Origin of the sequence: Pseudomonas sp. CK-NBRI-02 (assembly GCF_008124495.1) — a bacterium.
Taxonomy (GTDB): domain Bacteria; phylum Pseudomonadota; class Gammaproteobacteria; order Pseudomonadales; family Pseudomonadaceae; genus Aquipseudomonas; species Aquipseudomonas guariconensis.
This window is the reverse complement of record NZ_VSJH01000021.1, coordinates 132,100-149,884: the sequence shown is the minus strand read 5'-3', so window position 1 is coordinate 149,884 and position 17,785 is coordinate 132,100. Positions and strand designations below refer to the sequence as shown.

19 protein-coding genes are annotated in these 17,785 nt (G+C 62.0%); 8 read left to right on the top strand and 11 right to left on the bottom strand.

Annotated elements, in window-relative coordinates; all coding sequences use genetic code 11:
• Nucleotides 1–132: 132 nt before the first annotated feature.
• The 9 genes from DQ397_RS15605 to DQ397_RS15565 form a co-directional block, all read right to left on the bottom strand.
• Nucleotides 133–2,577, bottom strand: a complete 2,445-nt coding sequence (locus DQ397_RS15605; protein ID WP_052352468.1) for a fimbria/pilus outer membrane usher protein — start codon at nucleotides 2,575–2,577, stop codon at nucleotides 133–135.
• A gap of 8 nt (nucleotides 2,578–2,585) precedes the next feature.
• Nucleotides 2,586–3,320, bottom strand: a complete 735-nt coding sequence (locus tag DQ397_RS15600; protein WP_043211765.1) for a molecular chaperone — start codon at nucleotides 3,318–3,320, stop codon at nucleotides 2,586–2,588.
• A 56-nt stretch (nucleotides 3,321–3,376) separates the two neighbouring features.
• A complete protein-coding gene (locus DQ397_RS15595) occupies nucleotides 3,377–3,907 on the bottom strand; it encodes a fimbrial protein (RefSeq protein WP_043211764.1) in 531 nt (176 codons plus the stop codon).
• Nucleotides 3,908–4,105: 198 nt separating this feature from the next.
• Nucleotides 4,106–5,461, bottom strand: coding sequence for a glutathione-disulfide reductase (gene gorA / locus DQ397_RS15590; RefSeq protein WP_043211762.1), 1,356 nt, complete (start codon nucleotides 5,459–5,461; stop codon nucleotides 4,106–4,108).
• 97 nt (nucleotides 5,462–5,558) lie between these two features.
• A complete protein-coding gene (galU, locus tag DQ397_RS15585; RefSeq protein ID WP_043211760.1) occupies nucleotides 5,559–6,398 on the bottom strand; it encodes a UTP--glucose-1-phosphate uridylyltransferase GalU in 840 nt (279 codons plus the stop codon).
• Between the two features lie 48 nt (nucleotides 6,399–6,446).
• The gene (locus DQ397_RS15580) at nucleotides 6,447–7,808 is read right to left on the bottom strand and encodes a UDP-glucose/GDP-mannose dehydrogenase family protein (protein ID WP_043211758.1); all 1,362 of its coding nucleotides are present in this window, start codon (nucleotides 7,806–7,808) and stop codon (nucleotides 6,447–6,449) included.
• 95 nt (nucleotides 7,809–7,903) lie between these two features.
• Nucleotides 7,904–8,818: a c-type cytochrome gene (locus DQ397_RS15575; protein WP_043211756.1), complete on the bottom strand. Its 915-nt coding sequence runs from the start codon at nucleotides 8,816–8,818 to the stop codon at nucleotides 7,904–7,906.
• Entirely contained in the window at nucleotides 8,815–9,480 is a 666-nt protein-coding gene (locus DQ397_RS15570) for a cytochrome c (protein ID WP_043211754.1), read from the bottom strand. Before DQ397_RS15570 ends, DQ397_RS15575 begins: the two co-directional genes overlap by 4 nt.
• 129 nt (nucleotides 9,481–9,609) lie before the next feature.
• Nucleotides 9,610–9,969, bottom strand: coding sequence for a hypothetical protein (locus tag DQ397_RS15565; protein ID WP_043211753.1), 360 nt, complete (start codon nucleotides 9,967–9,969; stop codon nucleotides 9,610–9,612).
• A 163-nt stretch (nucleotides 9,970–10,132) separates the two neighbouring features.
• Between DQ397_RS15565 and DQ397_RS15560 the strand changes: the two genes are divergently transcribed.
• From DQ397_RS15560 to csrA, 8 genes are all read left to right on the top strand, one after another.
• Nucleotides 10,133–10,435, top strand: a complete 303-nt coding sequence (locus DQ397_RS15560; RefSeq protein WP_043211751.1) for a DUF1883 domain-containing protein — start codon at nucleotides 10,133–10,135, stop codon at nucleotides 10,433–10,435.
• 8 nt (nucleotides 10,436–10,443) lie between these two features.
• Nucleotides 10,444–10,614 carry a hypothetical protein gene (locus DQ397_RS24550; protein ID WP_090344575.1) on the top strand — a complete coding sequence of 57 codons (171 nt, stop codon included), beginning with the start codon at nucleotides 10,444–10,446 and terminating at the stop codon, nucleotides 10,612–10,614.
• Nucleotides 10,615–10,644: 30 nt separating this feature from the next.
• A complete protein-coding gene (locus DQ397_RS15555) occupies nucleotides 10,645–11,718 on the top strand; it encodes a nitronate monooxygenase family protein (protein ID WP_043211749.1) in 1,074 nt (357 codons plus the stop codon).
• 121 nt (nucleotides 11,719–11,839) lie between these two features.
• Nucleotides 11,840–12,598, top strand: coding sequence for a molybdate ABC transporter substrate-binding protein (gene modA, locus DQ397_RS15550; protein WP_043211745.1), 759 nt, complete (start codon nucleotides 11,840–11,842; stop codon nucleotides 12,596–12,598).
• Nucleotides 12,598–13,278 (top strand): molybdate ABC transporter permease subunit, encoded by a 681-nt coding sequence (modB, locus tag DQ397_RS15545; protein WP_043211743.1) that lies wholly within the window; start codon nucleotides 12,598–12,600, stop codon nucleotides 13,276–13,278. Before modA ends, modB begins: the two co-directional genes overlap by 1 nt.
• A 1-nt stretch (nucleotide 13,279) precedes the next feature.
• Nucleotides 13,280–14,371, top strand: a complete 1,092-nt coding sequence (gene modC / locus DQ397_RS15540; RefSeq protein ID WP_043211739.1) for a molybdenum ABC transporter ATP-binding protein — start codon at nucleotides 13,280–13,282, stop codon at nucleotides 14,369–14,371.
• A gap of 57 nt (nucleotides 14,372–14,428) precedes the next feature.
• Nucleotides 14,429–15,439 carry a DNA topoisomerase IB gene (locus DQ397_RS15535; protein ID WP_043211737.1) on the top strand — a complete coding sequence of 337 codons (1,011 nt, stop codon included), beginning with the start codon at nucleotides 14,429–14,431 and terminating at the stop codon, nucleotides 15,437–15,439.
• Between the two features lie 262 nt (nucleotides 15,440–15,701).
• Complete coding sequence (csrA, locus tag DQ397_RS15530; protein WP_043211735.1) at nucleotides 15,702–15,899, top strand: carbon storage regulator CsrA; 198 nt, start codon at nucleotides 15,702–15,704, stop codon at nucleotides 15,897–15,899.
• A 66-nt stretch (nucleotides 15,900–15,965) separates the two neighbouring features.
• Here the strand turns inward: csrA and DQ397_RS15525 are convergent, their stop codons facing one another.
• Entirely contained in the window at nucleotides 15,966–16,325 is a 360-nt protein-coding gene (locus tag DQ397_RS15525; protein WP_043211733.1) for a response regulator, read from the bottom strand.
• A gap of 12 nt (nucleotides 16,326–16,337) precedes the next feature.
• Nucleotides 16,338–17,783, bottom strand: a complete 1,446-nt coding sequence (locus tag DQ397_RS15520; RefSeq protein ID WP_043211731.1) for an ATPase domain-containing protein — start codon at nucleotides 17,781–17,783, stop codon at nucleotides 16,338–16,340.
• Between the last annotated feature and the right edge of the window lie 2 nt (nucleotides 17,784–17,785).

Here is a 17,785-nt window from a genome sequence, read left to right as displayed (position 1 = left end):
GCTCCTTCATGGGTTGAAATCAGTTGACGGAGAGAATCCTAACCGCAGGCTCCGATAAAGGCTCATTGGCAAACCTCATGCTTGTGATTGGTTTTGGCTATAAGTCGCCAATCCCAATAGATGCTTTGATTCCTAAGACGCGTCGGCCTGTACACACGCCGATGCCTCGAGCCTCCCGCTGGGACCGGCGCTATAGTCCAGCCAGCACTGTTGATCACCCGCCTCCCCCCAAATGACCTTGAACCGGCCTCGCTGCGCATCGCCACGCACATGCAGGCGGCTGCCCTGGCCGACCATCCCTCGCTCACTACCCGCTTCATCCAGTACCAATGCACCGAAGGGCAATGCCTGTCCGCTCACCTTGAGCACGTGCAGCATCAGTGGATGACCACTACGGGTTGGATAGTGCAACCAACTTGCCGCGCCTGACCGCGGCACTACCGACTGGCCAGTGAGTTGCAGCTCGACATCCTTGGACATGCCTTTGGGGTCGAGCTCCACCGTGTTCAGGCCATACGGCAGCAATGCTGGTACCACCGCGAACCCACGCTCATCCAGGCGTATCTGAGGATGCTGGCGAAGCCGCGCCGCGCTCGCACCCGGTGCATGGACAATCGCAAAGCTTTCCCCAAGCGGCGGGGCCATGGACAAGCCCCCCGGATGGGCAACCAGAGCCCCTTGGGCGCCCATTGAGGCTTGGTGATGAGTGTGCCGATTGGCGAACGAGGCGTTCAGCTCGCCAAACGAACCACGGTGCAGCAGATGGGCATCCAGCCCTGCCCCGCCCCGCGTCCCTTCCTGACGCACTGCAGCCAGCCCATACCCCCATTGCCCACGCTCCCCAGCCGTTGCACGCAAGCGCACATTCGAACGGCCCTGCCCCTGAGCCCCCCATGTCATCCCACTGCTCAACGAAGCACGACGCCGCTCCCCAAGCGGCAGGCTGGCCGTGAGCGTGAATGTGTCGAGCGCCTGGCCAGAAGGTCGCCGCTCACGGTCGAACCGCATCCCATAGTTGAGTTTCCCCAGATGGTTGTTGTAGCCCAGGCTGTAACTGCTTTGGCGTTCTGCGCCCTGCCCCCAACCCGCCATCAGCGTCAGACGACCACCTTGCGAGCCCAACGGCCGGTTGACGGTAAGTCCGACCCGCCGCCGCGCAGGGGCCAACACATGGCCTTGGCTCGCCTGGGCAAAATCGTCGAAACGGTAATAGCCTGCGTATTGCGTCAATGTCGCGCCAAGGTCGGTCTCCCATGCAGTGAGCCTGTGTCGCCAGCTCATCCGCCAGGCGTGCCCTTGTCGTTCCCGATCCAGCGAAACGCGGCTGTGGTAGCGCGTCAGGCCGACAGCACCGACGCCACTGTTTATCGCCACCCCCATGGCACTGGCCAGATAATCGCTGGCCAACCACGCACCTCCATGCACACTCAGATGGTTGTTCAACCCTTGTTGCCAACTCCCGTGCAAATGGCCAGGCCCCATCTTCCCCAGCTCATCGCGCCAGACACCCGCTGCGAATTCGAACCGTTTGCTTCCTGGGCGCAAGGCAAGCGGTGCGGCCTGGCTCGGCACGAAGAAGGTTCGCACCTCGCCATCGGCCTCGCGCAGAGTGACCTCAAGGTCATCGTGCAAGCCGCTGGCATAGAGGTCGTCGATTTCGAAGGGGCCGGGGGCTACTGTCGATTCGTGCACCAGCACACCGCGCTGGCGGATGCTCAGTAACGCCGTGCTGTTTGCCACACCGCTGATCACGGGGGAAAAACCGCGCTGGGTCTGCGGGAGCATGCGCTCGTCATTGTTCAACAACACGCCACGCAACGCGCCGGTATCGAAAACGTCGCCACGGCTGTAGCTATCACCGAGTGTCATTTGCGATGACCACGTAGGAATGTCCCGCCTGACCGACAATCCACCCGCCTGATAGTGCGAGGCCCCGGCATCACGCCCTTGCCAGCGCCCCTCGTGACGCCAGTACCAGTCCCCTGTGTTCAACCCCATGCGCAGGCCCAGGTACCCTTGACGAGTACCACTGCCCTGCTGTCTGGATCGCTGCTGATGGAGGTTGAGCCGGTAGTCGATAAAGCCCACATTTACCCCGCTGTCCCACTGGTCTGCGGGAAAGTGACCATTGGATTGGCGGTCCAGGGCTTGTTGCGCTATCACCAGATCCAACCGCAATGCGCCAAAATCCAGCGTCTCACTAGAAGGCACTTGTAGCTGGGACAAGGGCAGACACGCGTCATCTTCCTTGAGGACGCTCTGGGTCTCGCTGGCCAAGGATTGCAGATCCAAGCCCAGACGCTGCAACAAGCCCTTGCTGTAGCAAGGCGCTGCCTGGTTAGTCAGCGTTTGCTTCTTTAGCAAGACAGGCAACCGACCTTTCCACTGCTGGTTGAGCACAATGTCCAGGGTGAAACGCCCCTCCGGGACGACCGCTTCCCTCTCGAAACGGCGCACGTCCAATGACGAGCCTTGCTTGAGCAGCCCTGCGTCAAACTCGATCGCCAGGACCGGCTCCCCCCCAAGACAGGCGAGCAGACACCCTGGCACACAGTCGACGAATGTCCTGCGGCTCATGACAAGCCTCAGCCCGCCCCGCTCGCATGTACGGCTTCTGGCCGTTCATGCACCGCGCCGTAGTCGTCGATGAATGCGTAGCGCACCTGGACGATACCGCCAGTCTTCAAGCCTGGCGCGGCGAATCGAGTGTTCGAAAAAGGCGCTATATGGCCGGGCTCGATGTCGAGCACCTGGTTACCTTGATGCACCTCCAATTTGGCGAGATTGACGAAGTACGGACTGGGGTTGTCGACCTGCAGCACCCCGCCAGCCCCATCGCGCAAAACACGCCAGCGCAGCATCTGATGCGCCTCTGCGACATTGCCTGACAACCTCATGGGGCGATAGAACAGCTTGATACGGGTCCGCAGGGAAACCTGAAGCGTGTTGCCTGTGCCTTTGGGGGGGACGTCGAGCACATTGAGCCAGTACAGGCTTTCACGGTCCTGGGGCATCGTTTCGCCCGTATGGAACAGTCTAAGGCTCTGCCCCTTGCCTGGATCCAGGCGAAACAATGAGGGCACGAGGCTGAACGGCGCGTGTAGCGCCTGCGCATCCACCTGGGCAGAGCCGTCATCGACCCAGGCCTGGACCAACGATGGATTGAGCCCTTCGTTGCTGAGCTTGAGGGTAATCTCGGCCTGGTCGGCCGGATAAACGACACGCGTACTGGAGATGACCACGCTGGCACCTGCTTCGGCGCAAGACAGCCATACAGCCAGCAGCGCCCAGCGCCTGAGGGCGTTGAGTTGAAAGAACATCGAATGCCTTGTTCTGTAAATGGCGAGGACAGGCGCTCAGGCCTGTCCGAGGAAGCTCAGAGGTAATCGAGCGAATACTGGACGCGGGTGGAGACCAGTCCTGGCGTAGCGGCCCCGGTCGCGTAGTAACGCGCGTGATAGTCGAGCGTGGCGTTACCACCGACGATCAGCACGGTCTGGGAGCGCTGGCTGCGTTTGGCGGCCGACAAGTCCATTGGTGCGAAGCTGCTATTGAGCAGTTCAATCTGGACATTGCGGCTACCGCCGGCATCCACGATGAGCCGTCCCTCGGGGCTAATGGTTGGGCCAGGCTCGAAGTAGGTCGAGACCCGGCTTACGGTTGGGGCGCAGTTGGTCAAGCGCAGCTGGAAGGACGTTTGCCCGGCCATCTGTCCAGGCCGAGACAGCAAGGTCGCATTGACGTCAGGCAGACTGACCGGCAAGTTGCCATTACCGCCATTGACGATGCAGGTCGGCGCAAGCACTTGACCACTGATGCTGATTTCGCCGTGATCCGCCTGCGCGATACCAGCATAGAGAAGCGCGCTGCCGCAGGCTGCGCACAAGGCTTTATAGAGTGTTTTCATGATCACCTTCTGATTGCTGATTGACAGCCATGCAAGTGTCAGGCTGCTGTCCGGTTGCCGGACGTGGGTGCAGTATCAGGAAGGTCTCAAGAACAATATGTCGGATGACTTACCAGCCAGGCAGGTGAAATTCACGGCAGGCAAGTAAGAATCATGGCCCCGTTGCAGCGAGGCCATGAAGGAGCTGACAAGGCGGGATCAACGTGTCGCGGTGCGCATGGTCACGAACTCTTCGGCAGCGGTCGGGTGCACGCCAATGGTTTCGTCGAACTGCTGCTTGGTCGCGCCAGCCTTCAGGGCCACACCCAGGCCCTGGATGATTTCCCCGGCATCCGGCCCGACCATGTGGCAGCCCAAGACCTTGTCGGTCTCAGCGTCGACGACCAGCTTCATCAAGGTCTTTTCCTGGATGTCCGTCAGGGTCAGTTTCATGGCGCGGAAGCGGCTTTCGAAGATCTGAACCTTGTGCCCGGCTTCCAGCGCCTGCTCCTCGGTCAGGCCCACGGTGCCGATCGGCGGCTGGCTGAACACGGCAGTGGGGATGTTCTGATAGTCCACCGGGCGGTACTGCTCGGGCTTGAACAGACGACGAGCCACTGCCATGCCTTCGGCCAAGGCCACCGGTGTGAGCTGGACGCGACCGATCACATCACCGATGGCGATGATCGAGGGTTCGGTGGTCTGGTACTGATCGTCCACCCGGATAAAGCCGCGGTCATCGAGCTCGACACCAGTGTTTTCCAGCCCCAGATTGTCCAGCATCGGACGCCGCCCGGTTGCATAGAACACACAATCGGCGAACAGCTCGCGGCCATCTTTGAGGGTTGCCTTGAGGCTGCCATCGGCCTGCTGGTCGATACGCTGGATATCGGCGTTGAATTGAAGATCCAGACCGCGCTTTTGCAGTTCTTCCTTGAGGTGGGTACGCACCGAGCCATCGAAGCCGCGCAGGAACAGGTCACCGCGGTACAACAGCGTGGTATCGGCGCCCAGGCCCTGGAAGATGCCAGCGAACTCGACGGCGATGTAGCCGCCACCGACCACCAGTACACGACGCGGCAGTTCTTTGAGGTAGAACGCCTCGTTGGAGGTGATCGCCAGCTCCTTGCCCGGAATATCCGGCACCTGTGGCCAGCCGCCAGTGGCGATGAGAATGTGTTCGGCGCTGTAGCGCTGGCCTTCGACTTCGACTTCGTGGGCACCGGTGATACGGGCATGCCCTTGCAGCAAGGTCACGCCGCTGTTGACCAGCAGGTTGCGGTAGATGCCGTTGAGGCGCTCGATCTCACGGTTCTTGTTGGCGATCAAGGTGCCCCAGTCGAAATGCCCTTCCTCCAGCGTCCAGCCAAAACCGGCGGCCTGCTCCAGCTCGTCGGCCACATGGGCGCCGTACACCAGCAGTTTTTTTGGCACGCAACCGACGTTGACACAGGTGCCGCCCAGGTAACGGCTTTCGGCCACCGCCACCTTGGCACCGAAGCCTGCGGCGAAACGCGCCGCGCGTACACCGCCGGAACCGGCGCCAATCACGAACAGATCAAAATCGTAGGCCATGTATTCAGTCTCCTTGGCTGGCGACCAGCATAACGCCGTTACCCGCCGGGAACAAAAAAGCCACCCCGAGGGTGGCTTTCGTACCAACAGTGGCGAATCAGTACGCCTTGCCGGTCTTGTAGTAATTCTCGAAGCAGAAATTGGTCGCCTCGATGTAGCCTTCGGCGCCACCGCAGTCGAAACGCTTGCCCTTGAACTTGTAGGCCAGTACGCAGCCATCCTGGGCCTGCTTCATCAGCGCGTCGGTGATCTGGATCTCGCCGCCTTTGCCGGGTTCGGTGTTCTGGATGATGTCGAAGATATCCGGAGTCAGGATATAGCGGCCGATGATCGCCAGGTTCGACGGGGCGTCTTCCGGCTTGGGCTTCTCGACCATGTTGGTCACCCGATAGATGTCATCGCGGATCATGTCGCCAGCGATCACGCCGTACTTGTTGGTTTCCTGCGGATCGACTTCCTGGATGGCGACGATCGAGCAACGGAACTGGTTGTACAGCTTGACCATCTGGGTAAGGATGCCGTCGCCTTCCGGGTTGACGCACAGGTCGTCTGCCAGCACCACGGCGAACGGCTCGTCGCCGATCAGTGGACGACCCGTGAGAATGGCGTGACCCAGGCCTTTCATCTCGGTCTGACGGGTGTAGGAGAAGGAGCACTCATCCAGCAAACGACGGATGCCAACCAGGTATTTTTCCTTGTCGGTGCCTTTGATCTGGTTTTCCAGCTCGTAGCTGATGTCGAAGTGGTCTTCCAGGGCGCGCTTGCCGCGACCGGTGACGATGGAGATCTCGCTCAGACCTGCATCCAGCGCCTCTTCGACGCCATACTGGATCAGTGGCTTGTTGACCACCGGCAGCATTTCCTTGGGCATGGCTTTGGTAGCAGGCAGGAAGCGGGTGCCGTAGCCGGCTGCCGGGAACAAGCATTTTTTGATCATATACATCCTTAAACAAAGGCTGGGCCTGTGGAATTCGGCGCAGTCTAATCAGGCGGCGGTCACCTTACAATGCCCCGCCCCTGGCCGACCGATGCCATGATAGAGATAACCCAGTGTAGATAGTTCCGATGGATCGTAAATATTGCGGCCATCGAACAGCACCGGCATGCGCATCAACCCCCGCACACGGCGGAAATCCGGCTGGCGGAACAGTTTCCATTCAGTCACCAGCACCAACGCGTCCGCGCCTTCGACACAGACGTAGGGATCCTGCGTAAGGCGCAGCTGGCCGCTGGCCGTCGCGTGCCGGTAGCGCTCGGCGACCCCCGCCGTCGCTGCCGGGTCGCAGGCCTGGACATGCGCGCCTGCCGCCAACAGCGCCTCGAGCAGCACCAGGCTGGGCGCCTCGCGCACATCATCGGTACCGGGCTTGAAGGCCAACCCCCAGATCGCTACGGTGCGCCCCCGTACAAAGCCACCGAAGTGCTGATGCAGCGCCTCGAACAACACGGTCTTCTGCACCTCGTTGCGCGCCTGCACTGCCTGCAGGATGGCAGGCTGGTATCCGGCCTGCTCGGCGCTATGGATCAGTGCACGCACGTCCTTGGGGAAGCACGAGCCGCCATAGCCGCAGCCGGCATAGATGAAGTGACTGCCGATACGCGTATCGCTGCCGATGCCGCGACGTACCTGCTCGATGTCCACGCCCAGGTGCGTGCAAAGCCCGGCCAGTTCGTTGATGAAAGAGATACGCGTGGCAAGGAAGGCATTGGCCGCATATTTGCTGAACTCGGCCGCACGCGGCGACATCAGCAACACGCGCTCGCGGTTGCGCACGAACGGCCTGTAGAGGCGCTGCAGGCACTGGCTGGCCTGTTCGCTGTCGCTGCCGATGATGACACGGTCCGGTCGCATGAAGTCCTCGACGGCGCTGCCTTCCTTGAGAAATTCAGGATTGCTCGCCACCTGCACGGCGAACCGCGCACCGCGCTCGCGCAAGCCATTGGCGATGTGTCGAGCGACCCGCTCGGCCGTGCCCACCGGGACGGTCGACTTGTTCACCACCAGACACGCGCGAGAAAGATGGCGTGCGAGGCTGTCGGCAACTGCCAACACGTGTCCAAGGTCAGCAGAGCCGTCCTCCAGACTGGGCGTACCGACCGCGATGAACACTACCTCGGCGCACGCCAGAGCGTGGCTCCAATGGTCGCTGAAACTCAACGACCCATTCTCCAGCCCGGCCTGTAGCAGCGCTTGCAGGCCGGGTTCGTAGATCGGGCAATGGCCCTGACGCAGTTGCGCCAGGCGCACCTGGTCACGCTCCAGACACACCACGTGGTTGCCCATTTCGGCGAAACAGGCTGCCGTGACCAGCCCCACATACCCCGCCCCGATCACACAGAGTTCCATGGCCGCACCCCTTGTCGAAGAGTGCGGCCATTGCACACCAGGCACCGTTGCAGGGCAGTGACAGCACAGGGTCACGCGTGTGACAAGAGCCGCCGTCAGCCTCCGCTGCCCTGCCCGATCAACACGCCATCGACTTTTTGCCCATAAAGGTTCACGCCATCGTTGGCATGGAACTTCAGCCGGGTCTTCTCGATGGAGCCTTCCACCAGCCGCGGATCCTGTGGCCGCTCATGGCGGTTGATCCAGGCTGCCACGTCCCAGGCCTGCTGATCGCTCAGGCTGCCGGGGCGGCCTAGGGGCATGTTGTGCTTGATGAACGAAGCGGCCGTATTGATCCGGTGCATGCCGGCCCCCCAGTTGTAGGAATCGCGCCCCCACAACGGTGGCATCACATACTCGCCTGCCACTTTCTGCCCTTGGCCCTGGTCACCGTGGCAGATTGCACATTGCTCGCCGTAGACCTGCTCGCCACGCTTGAAGTCATAGCCGCCAGCCGGTGGCGCTACTTCGGGATAACCGCGCCCCGGTGTTTCCACACCCGTAGGCGCCTGGGTCGACAGCCAGTAGGCATAGACGCTGAGGGCTGTCATCTGTGGGCTGTCGGCCGCCGGCGGCGTGCCGTTCATGCTGAACTGGAAACAGCCTTGGATACGCTCGGCAAAAGTGTTGACCTTGTCGTTCTTCTTGCGATACGCCGGATACATCGGATACGCCCCCCACAGCGGCGCGGAATACGCCAGGCGCCCTTGGTCCAGGTGGCAGTTGCTGCAGTTCATGCCGTTGCCGACCGCTTCAGGCATCAGCCGGCGCGTGTCGACGAATAGCGCATGGCCTTCACGGACCATCTTGCCAAAGGCGTTGTCCGGCAGATCAGTTTCGGACGGCGGGGTGAACATCGCAGGCGCGTGGCTGCCTGGAACCTTGAGCTGGGACTGATCTTCCATCGCGATAGGTGCAGCCTGGGCGCTGCCCAAGGCCAACAGCAACAGGCTCGGGATCATCGGCTTCATGGCTTGGCCTCCTGACGGACGGGCTGGGCGAAGAACGCGGCGATGGCCTTGACCTCCTCCTCGGTCATGGCCTTGGCCACGCCGACCATCAGTTGGTTGGGGTCGTTGCTGCGACTACCGTCGCGCCAGGCGTTGAGCTGTGCGGTCAAGTAGCCTGCCGGTTGTCCGGCCAGCGGCGGGAAGTGCTCGCCGACACCAACGCCACCAGGCCCATGGCATTGCACGCAACCGGGTATCTGCCGGCTCCAATCGCCATAGTGGGCCAGGCGGGACACTGGATCATTGGCGATCTGCTGGCGGCGAAAGTCGGGGGCCGGGTCAGCCGGCAAGCTGGCCAGGTAGGTGCTGACGGCGGTGATTTCGTCTTCGTCCAACGCCTTGGCGAGCGGCTCCATGACCGCTTGCTTGCGACTACCACTGCGAAAATCGGCCAGTTGTTTGCTCAGATAACTCGCTGGCAGGCCGGCCAGGCGCGGAAAGCCTGCGGCGGCGATGCCTTTGCCATCCGGTCCGTGGCAGCCCAGGCAAGCCATGGCGGCGGGGTTGTGCCCACCTTGGGTGAAGATCTTCTGGCCATCGACGGCATGCGCCGAAGGCCAGGCCAGGATCAGCAAACTGCCGATCACGACGCGACTCAACGGTGTGTTCACGGGACGCTCCATTTCCTTGTTATAAGCTTAGGCTTAAACGATATAAGCCCATGAAGAGTAGGCCTATCCCCGGATACCGACAACGATCACCGGGCAAGAAAATGGCATTGCGCCTGCTAACTGCTCATTTGCTGAGCTGGATCAAGTTCCGGAGATGCACTGGGTCGCAGCGGTGCGCACATCGCCCAGGCGCAGCGGGAAATTGTTCAGCCGCTCGTGAAGTTTGATGCTGCTGCCACTGCCACGTTTGTCGATGTCCACCAGGGCAGCAGGACCGACGCTTGTCGGCACTTTTTGTGGAACGATCAAGCGCAGGCCATCGCCACGCGCCTCTTCGACCAGTGGGTCACGGCTATCTGCCAGCTTGCTCTTGACGCAATCGGCGTATTGGCGCGGCGTCTTGCCGGAGATGACATCCAAGGTTTCGCGCGATTGCTCCAGCTCCGAAACACTGACACAGCCGCCCAATGCCAACAGCATCGCGGGCACCAACCACTTCATTCGCATTACCCCTTCCTTCATCGAGAAACGCTTCGACCACTGTCGGGCTGATTTGCTCCCTGCTTTGGCAGATTTATCTTGGGCCCGACCATCTCGCGCGCAAGTCTACCCTGACATCGTGGTATCGTTCATGTTTGCAGAACCAATCCTTGCGGAGCACCTCATGAAATTCGTACACCAGCGCGAGCACTTGAACGAGGACGACGTGGTCGTCATCGAGTGCTCCCAGCGCTGCAACATCCGCCTGATGAATGACGCCAACTTCCGCAGCTTCAAGAACGGCGGCCGGCACACCTACCACGGTGGCCACTTCATCAAGTTCCCAGCCAAGATCACCGTACCCAGCACCGGCTTCTGGAATATCACCATCGACACCGTGAGCCCGCGCCCGATCTCGGTGACACGCAAGCCGACCTTCACCCACAAGATCAAGATCATCCGCCGCTCGTCGTCCAAACTCGTCTAAGGCCCGTCATGACTCAAACCATCAAATACGTGATCAAGTACAAGCTCGACGGCGAGCGCCGTTGGGACTTTGCCCTGATGCCTGACGCCTCCCATGAGCAGGCGCTCGAAGCGCTGCGCAAGATCCACGGCGACGATGCCGAGAAGATCAGCGACATTCAAGTCAGCAAGGCCCTGTAAACCCGCCACACCGTCATCAAGGAGCAGCGCATGAGCACCTGGCCCGACCGTCGTATCCTCGACCTACTGGGCATCCAGTTGCCCATACTCCAAGCGCCCATGGCCGGTGCCAGCGGCTCGGCCATGGCCATTGCCGTCGGCAATGCCGGCGGGCTGGGCGCCCTGCCCTGTGCCATGCTCACCGCCGAGCAGCTCCACGGCGAAGTACAAGCCTTTCGTGCCAGTTGCCAGGGGCCACTGAATCTCAATTTCTTCTGCCATCAGCCGCCAATGCCTGACCCGGTGCGCGACGCGCGCTGGAAACAAGCGCTCAAGCCCTATTACGACGAGGTCGGGGCGGATTTCGAGGCGCCGACGCCGGTATCCAACCGGGCGCCATTCGACGAGCAGAGTTGCCAGTGGGTGGAGCAATTGCGTCCTGAGGTGGTGAGCTTTCATTTCGGCCTGCCCCAGGTCGAACTGCTGCAACGAGTGAAGGCCAGCGGTGCCAAGGTGTTGTCTAGCGCCACTACGGTGGAAGAAGCCCTCTGGCTGGAGGCCAATGGCTGCGATGCGATCATCGCCATGGGCTACGAGGCCGGCGGGCATCGAGGCATGTTCCTGAGCGACGACATCACCAGCCAGATCGGTACCTTCGCGTTGGTGCCCCAAGTGGTGGATGCCGTGCGCATCCCGGTGATCGCGGCAGGCGGCATCGGTGATCATCGCGGACTAGTCGCCGCCCTGGCACTGGGCGCTTCGGCGGTGCAAATCGGCACCGCTTACCTGTTCTGCCCCGAAGCCAAGGTATCAGCAGCCCATCGCCATGCGCTGGACAACGCGCCGGCCAGCGATACGGCCCTGACCAACCTGTTCACCGGACGTCCAGCGCGAGGCATCAACAACCGTATCATGCGCGAGCTGGGGCCGATGAGCCCGCTGGCGCCGCGCTTCCCACTCGCCGGCGGCGCCTTGATGCCGCTCAGGGCGATCCGTGACCCACAGGGCAACAGCGATTTCAGCAACCTGTGGGCCGGCCAGGCACTGCGCCTGGGTCGGCACCGCTCGGCCAGCGAGCTGACGTTAGAGATCGCCAACAAAGCGCTGGAGCAGCTCGGGCGCTGAACTGCCCCCTGATTGACGCCATCGCGAGGCAAAGCCCGCTCCTGCATCGTGCCTCTTCCTGTCCGGCGGCCTATCGCTATATAGTCAGCACCATAACGATACCCCCAAGGAGCCCCTCTGCATGCTCATCCGCCTGTCCACCTTGGCCGCTGGCGTCCTGGCCGGCCTGATTACGCTCAATAGCGCCTGGGCTGATGAAGTCCAAGTGGCCGTCGCAGCCAACTTCACCGCGCCCCTCCAGGCCATCGCCAAGGATTTCGAGAAAGACACCGGCCACAAGCTGGTGGTCGCCTCCGGCGCCACCGGCCAGTTCTATGCACAGATCAAGAATGGCGCCCCCTTTGACGTCTTCCTCGCCGCCGACGACAGCACGCCGGCCAAGCTCGAGCAGGAAAAGGCCATTGTCCCCGGCTCGCGCTTCACCTATGCCATCGGCACCCTGGCTCTGTGGTCGGCCAAACCTGGATATGTGGATGACAAAGGCGAGATCCTCAAGCAGAACACCTTTCAGCACCTGGCCATCGCTAACCCCAAGACCGCCCCCTATGGCCTGGCCGCCACCCAAGTGCTGGACAAGCTCAATTTGACCGAAACCACCCAGGCCAAGCTGGTCGAGGGCCAGAACATCACCCAGGCCTTCCAGTTCGTCTCCACAGGCAATGCCGAGCTCGGCTTCGTCGCCCTGTCGCAGATCTACAAGGATGGCAAGTTGCAGAGCGGCTCGGCCTGGATCGTGCCGGCGCCGTTGCACGAGCCGATCCGCCAGGACGCGGTGATCCTCGAAAAGGGCAAGGACAACCCGGCCGCCAAGGCCCTGTTCGATTACCTCAAGGGCCCGAAAGCGGCTGCGGTGATCAAGTCCTACGGGTATGACCTCTGATGCCACTGGACGCCAGCGACCTGGGTGCGATCTGGCTGACCATCAAACTGGCCAGCCTGACCACCTTGATCCTGTTGGTGCTGGGCACGCCCATCGCCTGGTGGCTGGCGCGGACACGCTCATGGCTGCGTGGTCCTATCGGTGCGGTGGTGGCCCTGCCGCTGGTACTGCCGCCCACGGTGATCGGCTTCTATCTACTGATCGCCCTCGGCCCGCACGGCTGGCTAGGCCAGGCTACCCAGGCATTGGGGTTGGGCAGCGTGGTATTCAGCTTCAGCGGGTTGGTGATCGGCTCAGTGGTGTATTCCATGCCCTTCGTGGTCCAGCCGCTGCAAAATGCCTTCGCCGCCATCGGCCAGCGTCCGCTGGAAGTTGCCGCGACCTTGCGCGCCAGCCCCTGGGACACCTTCGTCCATGTGGTATTGCCGCTCGCCCGGCCCGGTTTTGTCACCGCCAGTGTCCTTGGTTTCGCCCACACTGTCGGTGAGTTCGGCGTGGTCTTGATGATCGGCGGCAACATCCCCGACAAGACCCGCGTGGTCTCGGTGCAGATCTTCGATCATGTCGAGGCCATGGCCTATCCGCAGGCGCATTGGCTGGCAGGCGTCATGCTGGTGTTTTCCTTCCTGGTGCTACTGATGCTCTATGCAGGTCGCCGTGCAAGAGCAGGCTGGAGCTGAGATGCCTTCGTCGATCCTGGCGCGCCTGGACCTGGCGCGCGGCGAGTTCAACCTGAACGTCGACCTGAATCTGCCTGGACGCGGCGTCAGTGCCCTGTTCGGCCATTCAGGCTCGGGCAAGACATCCTGCCTGCGCTGTCTGGCGGGCCTCGAGCGCGCCCAGCACGCCTACATCGAAGTCAACGGCGAAGTCTGGGAAGACAGCGCCAAAGGCTATTTCCTGGCACCGCACAAACGAGCGGTGGGTTACGTGTTCCAGGAGGCCAGCTTATTCCCTCATCTATCGGTGCGCGGCAATCTGGAGTTCGGCTGGCGACGCGTCCCCAGCGCCGACCGCAAGGTCAGCCTGGCTCATGCCTGCGAGCTGCTGGGCATCGCTGCTCTGCTCGAGCGCCGTCCCGCGACCCTCTCAGGAGGCGAGGCTCAACGGGTCGGCATCGCCCGCGCCCTACTCAGCAGCCCACGCCTGCTGCTGATGGACGAGCCGCTGGCCGCCCTGGACGCTGCGCGCAAACGCGAGATCCTGCCGTACCTGGAGCGTTTGCACGATGAACTGGAGATCCCCGTGGTGTACGTCAGTCATGCCCAGGATGAAGTGGCGCGCCTGGCCGACCATCTTGTGCTACTGGAACAGGGCCAGGCACTGGCCAGCGGCTCGATCAGCGAAACCCTGGCAAGGCTCGGCCTGCCCTTGGCTCAAGGCGAGGATGCCGGTGTAGTGCTCGACGGAATGGTCGCCGGTCATGACCCGCACTATGGGCTGTTCGATCTGCGCCTGATGGGCGACTGCGCGCCCACACTGCGCATCGCCCATCCCGCCTTGGTGATCGGCAGCACCTTGAGGCTCAAGGTGCAGGCACGCGATGTCAGCCTGGCGCTGGCCGCCGACAGCACCTCAAGCATTCTCAACCGCCTGCCTGTCCAGGTCGTTCAATGCCGCGCTGCCGACAATCCGGCCCATGTACTGGTGAGCCTGGACGCGGCGGGCAATGCCCTGCTGGCGCGTATCACCCGCTATTCGGCGGACCAGCTTGAGTTGCACCCCGGGCAGACACTGTGGGCTCAGATCAAGTCGGTGGCGCTGCTGGGCTGAGCATTGACCGGACAGCCGTTGTCCATTGTCCTGTGACTGGTCGATGGACATTGCCCCATGCTCGATTGCCCACTGCCCCAAGCCCTGCACTATGTCGATGACAGCCAACCGGGGCTGACTCGGCGTCGCTGGCGCGACCGCTTTCACTACTTCGACACCGATGGCAAACGCATACGCGACGCCCAGACGCTGGCCCGCATCGCCGCCCTGGCGATCCCGCCAGCCTATACCGCCGTCTGGATCTGCCCCGATCCCCAGGGCCATTTGCAAGCCACCGGGCGCGACGCCCGAGGACGCAAGCAGTATCGCTACCACGCCCAATGGCGTGAACTGCGCGACCAGCACAAGTACGATCGCATGCTGGCCTTTGCCCAAGCGTTGCCCAGGCTGCGCCGGCAACTGGATAGCCATCTGGCGCGACCCGGCCTGGACCGAGAAAAAGTCATGGCCCTGGTGGTCAGCCTGCTCGACACCACGCTGATCCGAATCGGCAACCGCCAGTACCTGCGGGAAAACAATTCCTACGGCCTGACCACCTTGCGCAACCGGCATGTACAGGTCCAAGGCAGTACCGTGCGCTTTCAGTTTCGCGGCAAACGGGGCGTCGAACACGATGTCAGCCTGCGCGACCGACGCCTGGCGCGGCTGATCAAGCGCTGCCTGGAGCTTCCGGGACAGACCTTGTTCCAGTACTTGGACGAACAGGGCCAGCGACATGCCGTGGGTTCGAGCGAGGTCAATCAGTTCCTGCAGCAGCTAACGGGTGCTGACTTCACCGCCAAGGACTACCGCACTTGGGCTGGCAGCGCACTTGCCCTGGACCTGTTGCGCCCCCTGGCCTGGCAACCGGAAAGCGAGGCCCGCCGCCAGGTTGCCGCTATCGTCCGGCAGGTGGCCACGCGCCTGGGCAATACGCCTGCGGTGTGTCGACGCTGCTATATCCACCCGGCGGTGCTGGAGCATTATCAGCTCGGCCGACTGGCCACCTTGCCCAAAGCCAGGGCGCGCCAAGGCCTGGAGGCGGAGGAAGCCGCCTTACTTCGCTTCCTGCAATTACTAGGGGATTAATCGGTGATTACTCGCTTCTATTTGCGCTATCAAACAGAGAAATTTCCCATCTGGGCGTAAGCCCCCTATCCTTGCCAGCGAGCACCTTCGCTGATCGGCCGCCTTGGTCGTTTCGGCACCTGCGACTAAAGACAGATAACAGAATTTATCTGCGCGGGAATTACTCTTCGCGGAAAGCGTCTTTAATGAGAAGGAAGAGGGACATGCTCCCGCCGCCGCGGTAAATGGCCGCGCGGATTTCATCATTACCAAGGAGAACTACATGCTGATACTCACCCGCAAGGTTGGCGAAAGCATCGTCATCGACGATGACATCAAAGTAACCATTCTGGGAGTCAAAGGGATGCAAGTGAGGATCGGCATCGATGCGCCAAAGGATGTACAGGTTCATCGTGAAGAGATCTTCAAGCGTATCCAGGCCGGCAACCCTGCTCCGGAGAAGAACGACGACCAGCACTGAACAACCTTGCTTCAAGTCGCACGGACGCGCTTGACCGTTCAGCCCGCTCACGCGGGCGGCCACGCCTCAGGTGTCTAGCAGTTCCCGCACCTTGGCGATCATCCTGTCCATGTCGAAGGGTTTGTCGAAAACCGCAACGAACAACTCGGGGCAAATGCGTCCCTGGTTGGCCTGTGCGCCGCTCATGAGAATCACTGGCAGGTCAGGTAGCTGCAGTTCATCGCGGATCGCCTTGACCAGTTCCTCGCCGTTGAGCAGCGGCATCATGTAGTCGGTGATCACCAACTCTACCCGCTTTTCCTTGAGCGCCTCCAAAGCCTTGCGGCCATTGCTCGCCTTCTCCACCAGAAAGCCTTCATCCTCCAACGCGAATCCGAGGATATCGGCTATCAGGTATTCATCGTCGACGATCAGGATCGTGTTCATCGTCCTATTCCATCAGTCGCTCCCCTGGGGCACGGGCGTGCCGCTCAACACGCCGCATGCACCTTTGAAGGCCTTGCGCAAAACAATTCCCTGAGGACCGATGCACAGCTCGTGCAGCGCCGGGTCATGATGGCTATCGCGCACCTTGAGCACCGAGACCATGCGCCGCAGCTGCGAATCCAGTTCGACGAAACGCATCAAGAGCAGGTTGTCGACGAGGCTCGAAAGATCTGGCGCTGGTGCAGTGATCTCCGAGCCGAAGATATCGCGCATCTCCCAGGTCAGCAGCACGCTGACGTCACGGGCACGCAACTCGCCGGTCAGGGCACGGAAGAAGGCATTGAGCCGGGCAGGGTCGAACGCCAGGCGACTGAACGCGCCCAGGCTGTCGATCACCACCCGCTGGGCGCCCAGTGTCTCGACACGCTCGAGCAAGTATCCGCCAAGCTGGTCCAATAGCCCTTCGGTGGTGGTTTGCCAACAGAACGCCAGGCTGCCTTCGCGTTCACGCTTGGCGAGGTCATGCCCCAGCGCAGCGGCCTTCAGGCGCAGCCGGGCCGGTGTTTCGTAGAAGCCAAAGTGCAGGCCCGGGGCCTGGGGAGTGCAGGGCCCGAGGAACGCCAGGCCTAACGATGTCTTGCCGATCCCCGAAGGCCCCATGACCAGGCTGACCGAGCCCTTGGCCACACCACCGCCGAGCATTTCGTCCAACGTGGCGATACCGGTACCGACCCGCGTCAGCGTATCGCTTCCCGTCTGGCTGGGGTGGCTGTATAGCGCTTCCAGGCGAGGAAACACCTGCAGACCGGCCTGGTCGATCAGGCACTCATGCAGCCCGGAAAGTGCGCCACTGCCACGCGTCTTGCGCAACTGGACCTGGCGCACCGCCCGGCTGCCTAGCAGTTGTTCGCCCAACTCGATCACCCCATCGACCATGGTGTGCTCTGGACTGCCCTCTTGCAGTCGGGCGCTGGTCAACAACAGCACGGTACATCCGGCAAAGGCGGCGTGCCCCTGCAGTTCGGAGACGAACTTCTTGGTATCGAGGCTGGTTTCCGCACGGACCCGAGCGTTGAGCAGCCCATCGACGATGAGCAGGCTGGCCTGCTGACGAGCGATCTCCTGGCGTAACAACCTGACCACCGCATCGAGCCCTTCCTGCTCCAAGGTATCGAAGGCACTGACGAACTGGATTGGGTCGCCGACCAGCGCAGGATCGAAGAAGTCCAGCGTCGACAAGTATTGAAACAACCTCTCGTGGGACTCGCTGAGCAAGGTCGCCACCAACACGCGACCGCCGCTGCGCACATGATTGCATGCCAGCTGGTTGGCCAGAATGGTCTTGCCCGCACCCGGCGGTCCCTGGACGATATAGGAGGCCCCGGCGATCAGGCCGCCTTTGAGGAGCACGTCCAGTCCATCGATGCCTGTCGCCAATCGCTTGAGTGATTCTGCCATGG

Bases quoted from the DNA above. Each gene is read 5' to 3' on its own strand.
- DQ397_RS15605 (WP_052352468.1), bottom strand. From the start codon at position 2,577: ATGAGCCGCAGGACATTCGTCGACTGTGTGCCAGGGTGTCTGCTCGCC.
- DQ397_RS15600 (WP_043211765.1), bottom strand. From the start codon at position 3,320: ATGTTCTTTCAACTCAACGCCCTCAGGCGCTGGGCGCTGCTGGCTGTA.
- DQ397_RS15595 (WP_043211764.1), bottom strand. From the start codon at position 3,907: ATGAAAACACTCTATAAAGCCTTGTGCGCAGCCTGCGGCAGCGCGCTT.
- gorA (WP_043211762.1), bottom strand. From the start codon at position 5,461: ATGGCCTACGATTTTGATCTGTTCGTGATTGGCGCCGGTTCCGGCGGT.
- galU (WP_043211760.1), bottom strand. From the start codon at position 6,398: ATGATCAAAAAATGCTTGTTCCCGGCAGCCGGCTACGGCACCCGCTTC.
- DQ397_RS15580 (WP_043211758.1), bottom strand. From the start codon at position 7,808: ATGGAACTCTGTGTGATCGGGGCGGGGTATGTGGGGCTGGTCACGGCA.
- DQ397_RS15575 (WP_043211756.1), bottom strand. From the start codon at position 8,818: ATGAAGCCGATGATCCCGAGCCTGTTGCTGTTGGCCTTGGGCAGCGCC.
- DQ397_RS15570 (WP_043211754.1), bottom strand. From the start codon at position 9,480: ATGGAGCGTCCCGTGAACACACCGTTGAGTCGCGTCGTGATCGGCAGT.
- DQ397_RS15565 (WP_043211753.1), bottom strand. From the start codon at position 9,969: ATGAAGTGGTTGGTGCCCGCGATGCTGTTGGCATTGGGCGGCTGTGTC.
- DQ397_RS15560 (WP_043211751.1), top strand. From the start codon at position 10,133: ATGAAATTCGTACACCAGCGCGAGCACTTGAACGAGGACGACGTGGTC.
- DQ397_RS24550 (WP_090344575.1), top strand. From the start codon at position 10,444: ATGACTCAAACCATCAAATACGTGATCAAGTACAAGCTCGACGGCGAG.
- DQ397_RS15555 (WP_043211749.1), top strand. From the start codon at position 10,645: ATGAGCACCTGGCCCGACCGTCGTATCCTCGACCTACTGGGCATCCAG.
- modA (WP_043211745.1), top strand. From the start codon at position 11,840: ATGCTCATCCGCCTGTCCACCTTGGCCGCTGGCGTCCTGGCCGGCCTG.
- modB (WP_043211743.1), top strand. From the start codon at position 12,598: ATGCCACTGGACGCCAGCGACCTGGGTGCGATCTGGCTGACCATCAAA.
- modC (WP_043211739.1), top strand. From the start codon at position 13,280: ATGCCTTCGTCGATCCTGGCGCGCCTGGACCTGGCGCGCGGCGAGTTC.
- DQ397_RS15535 (WP_043211737.1), top strand. From the start codon at position 14,429: ATGCTCGATTGCCCACTGCCCCAAGCCCTGCACTATGTCGATGACAGC.
- csrA (WP_043211735.1), top strand. From the start codon at position 15,702: ATGCTGATACTCACCCGCAAGGTTGGCGAAAGCATCGTCATCGACGAT.
- DQ397_RS15525 (WP_043211733.1), bottom strand. From the start codon at position 16,325: ATGAACACGATCCTGATCGTCGACGATGAATACCTGATAGCCGATATC.
- DQ397_RS15520 (WP_043211731.1), bottom strand. From the start codon at position 17,783: ATGGCAGAATCACTCAAGCGATTGGCGACAGGCATCGATGGACTGGAC.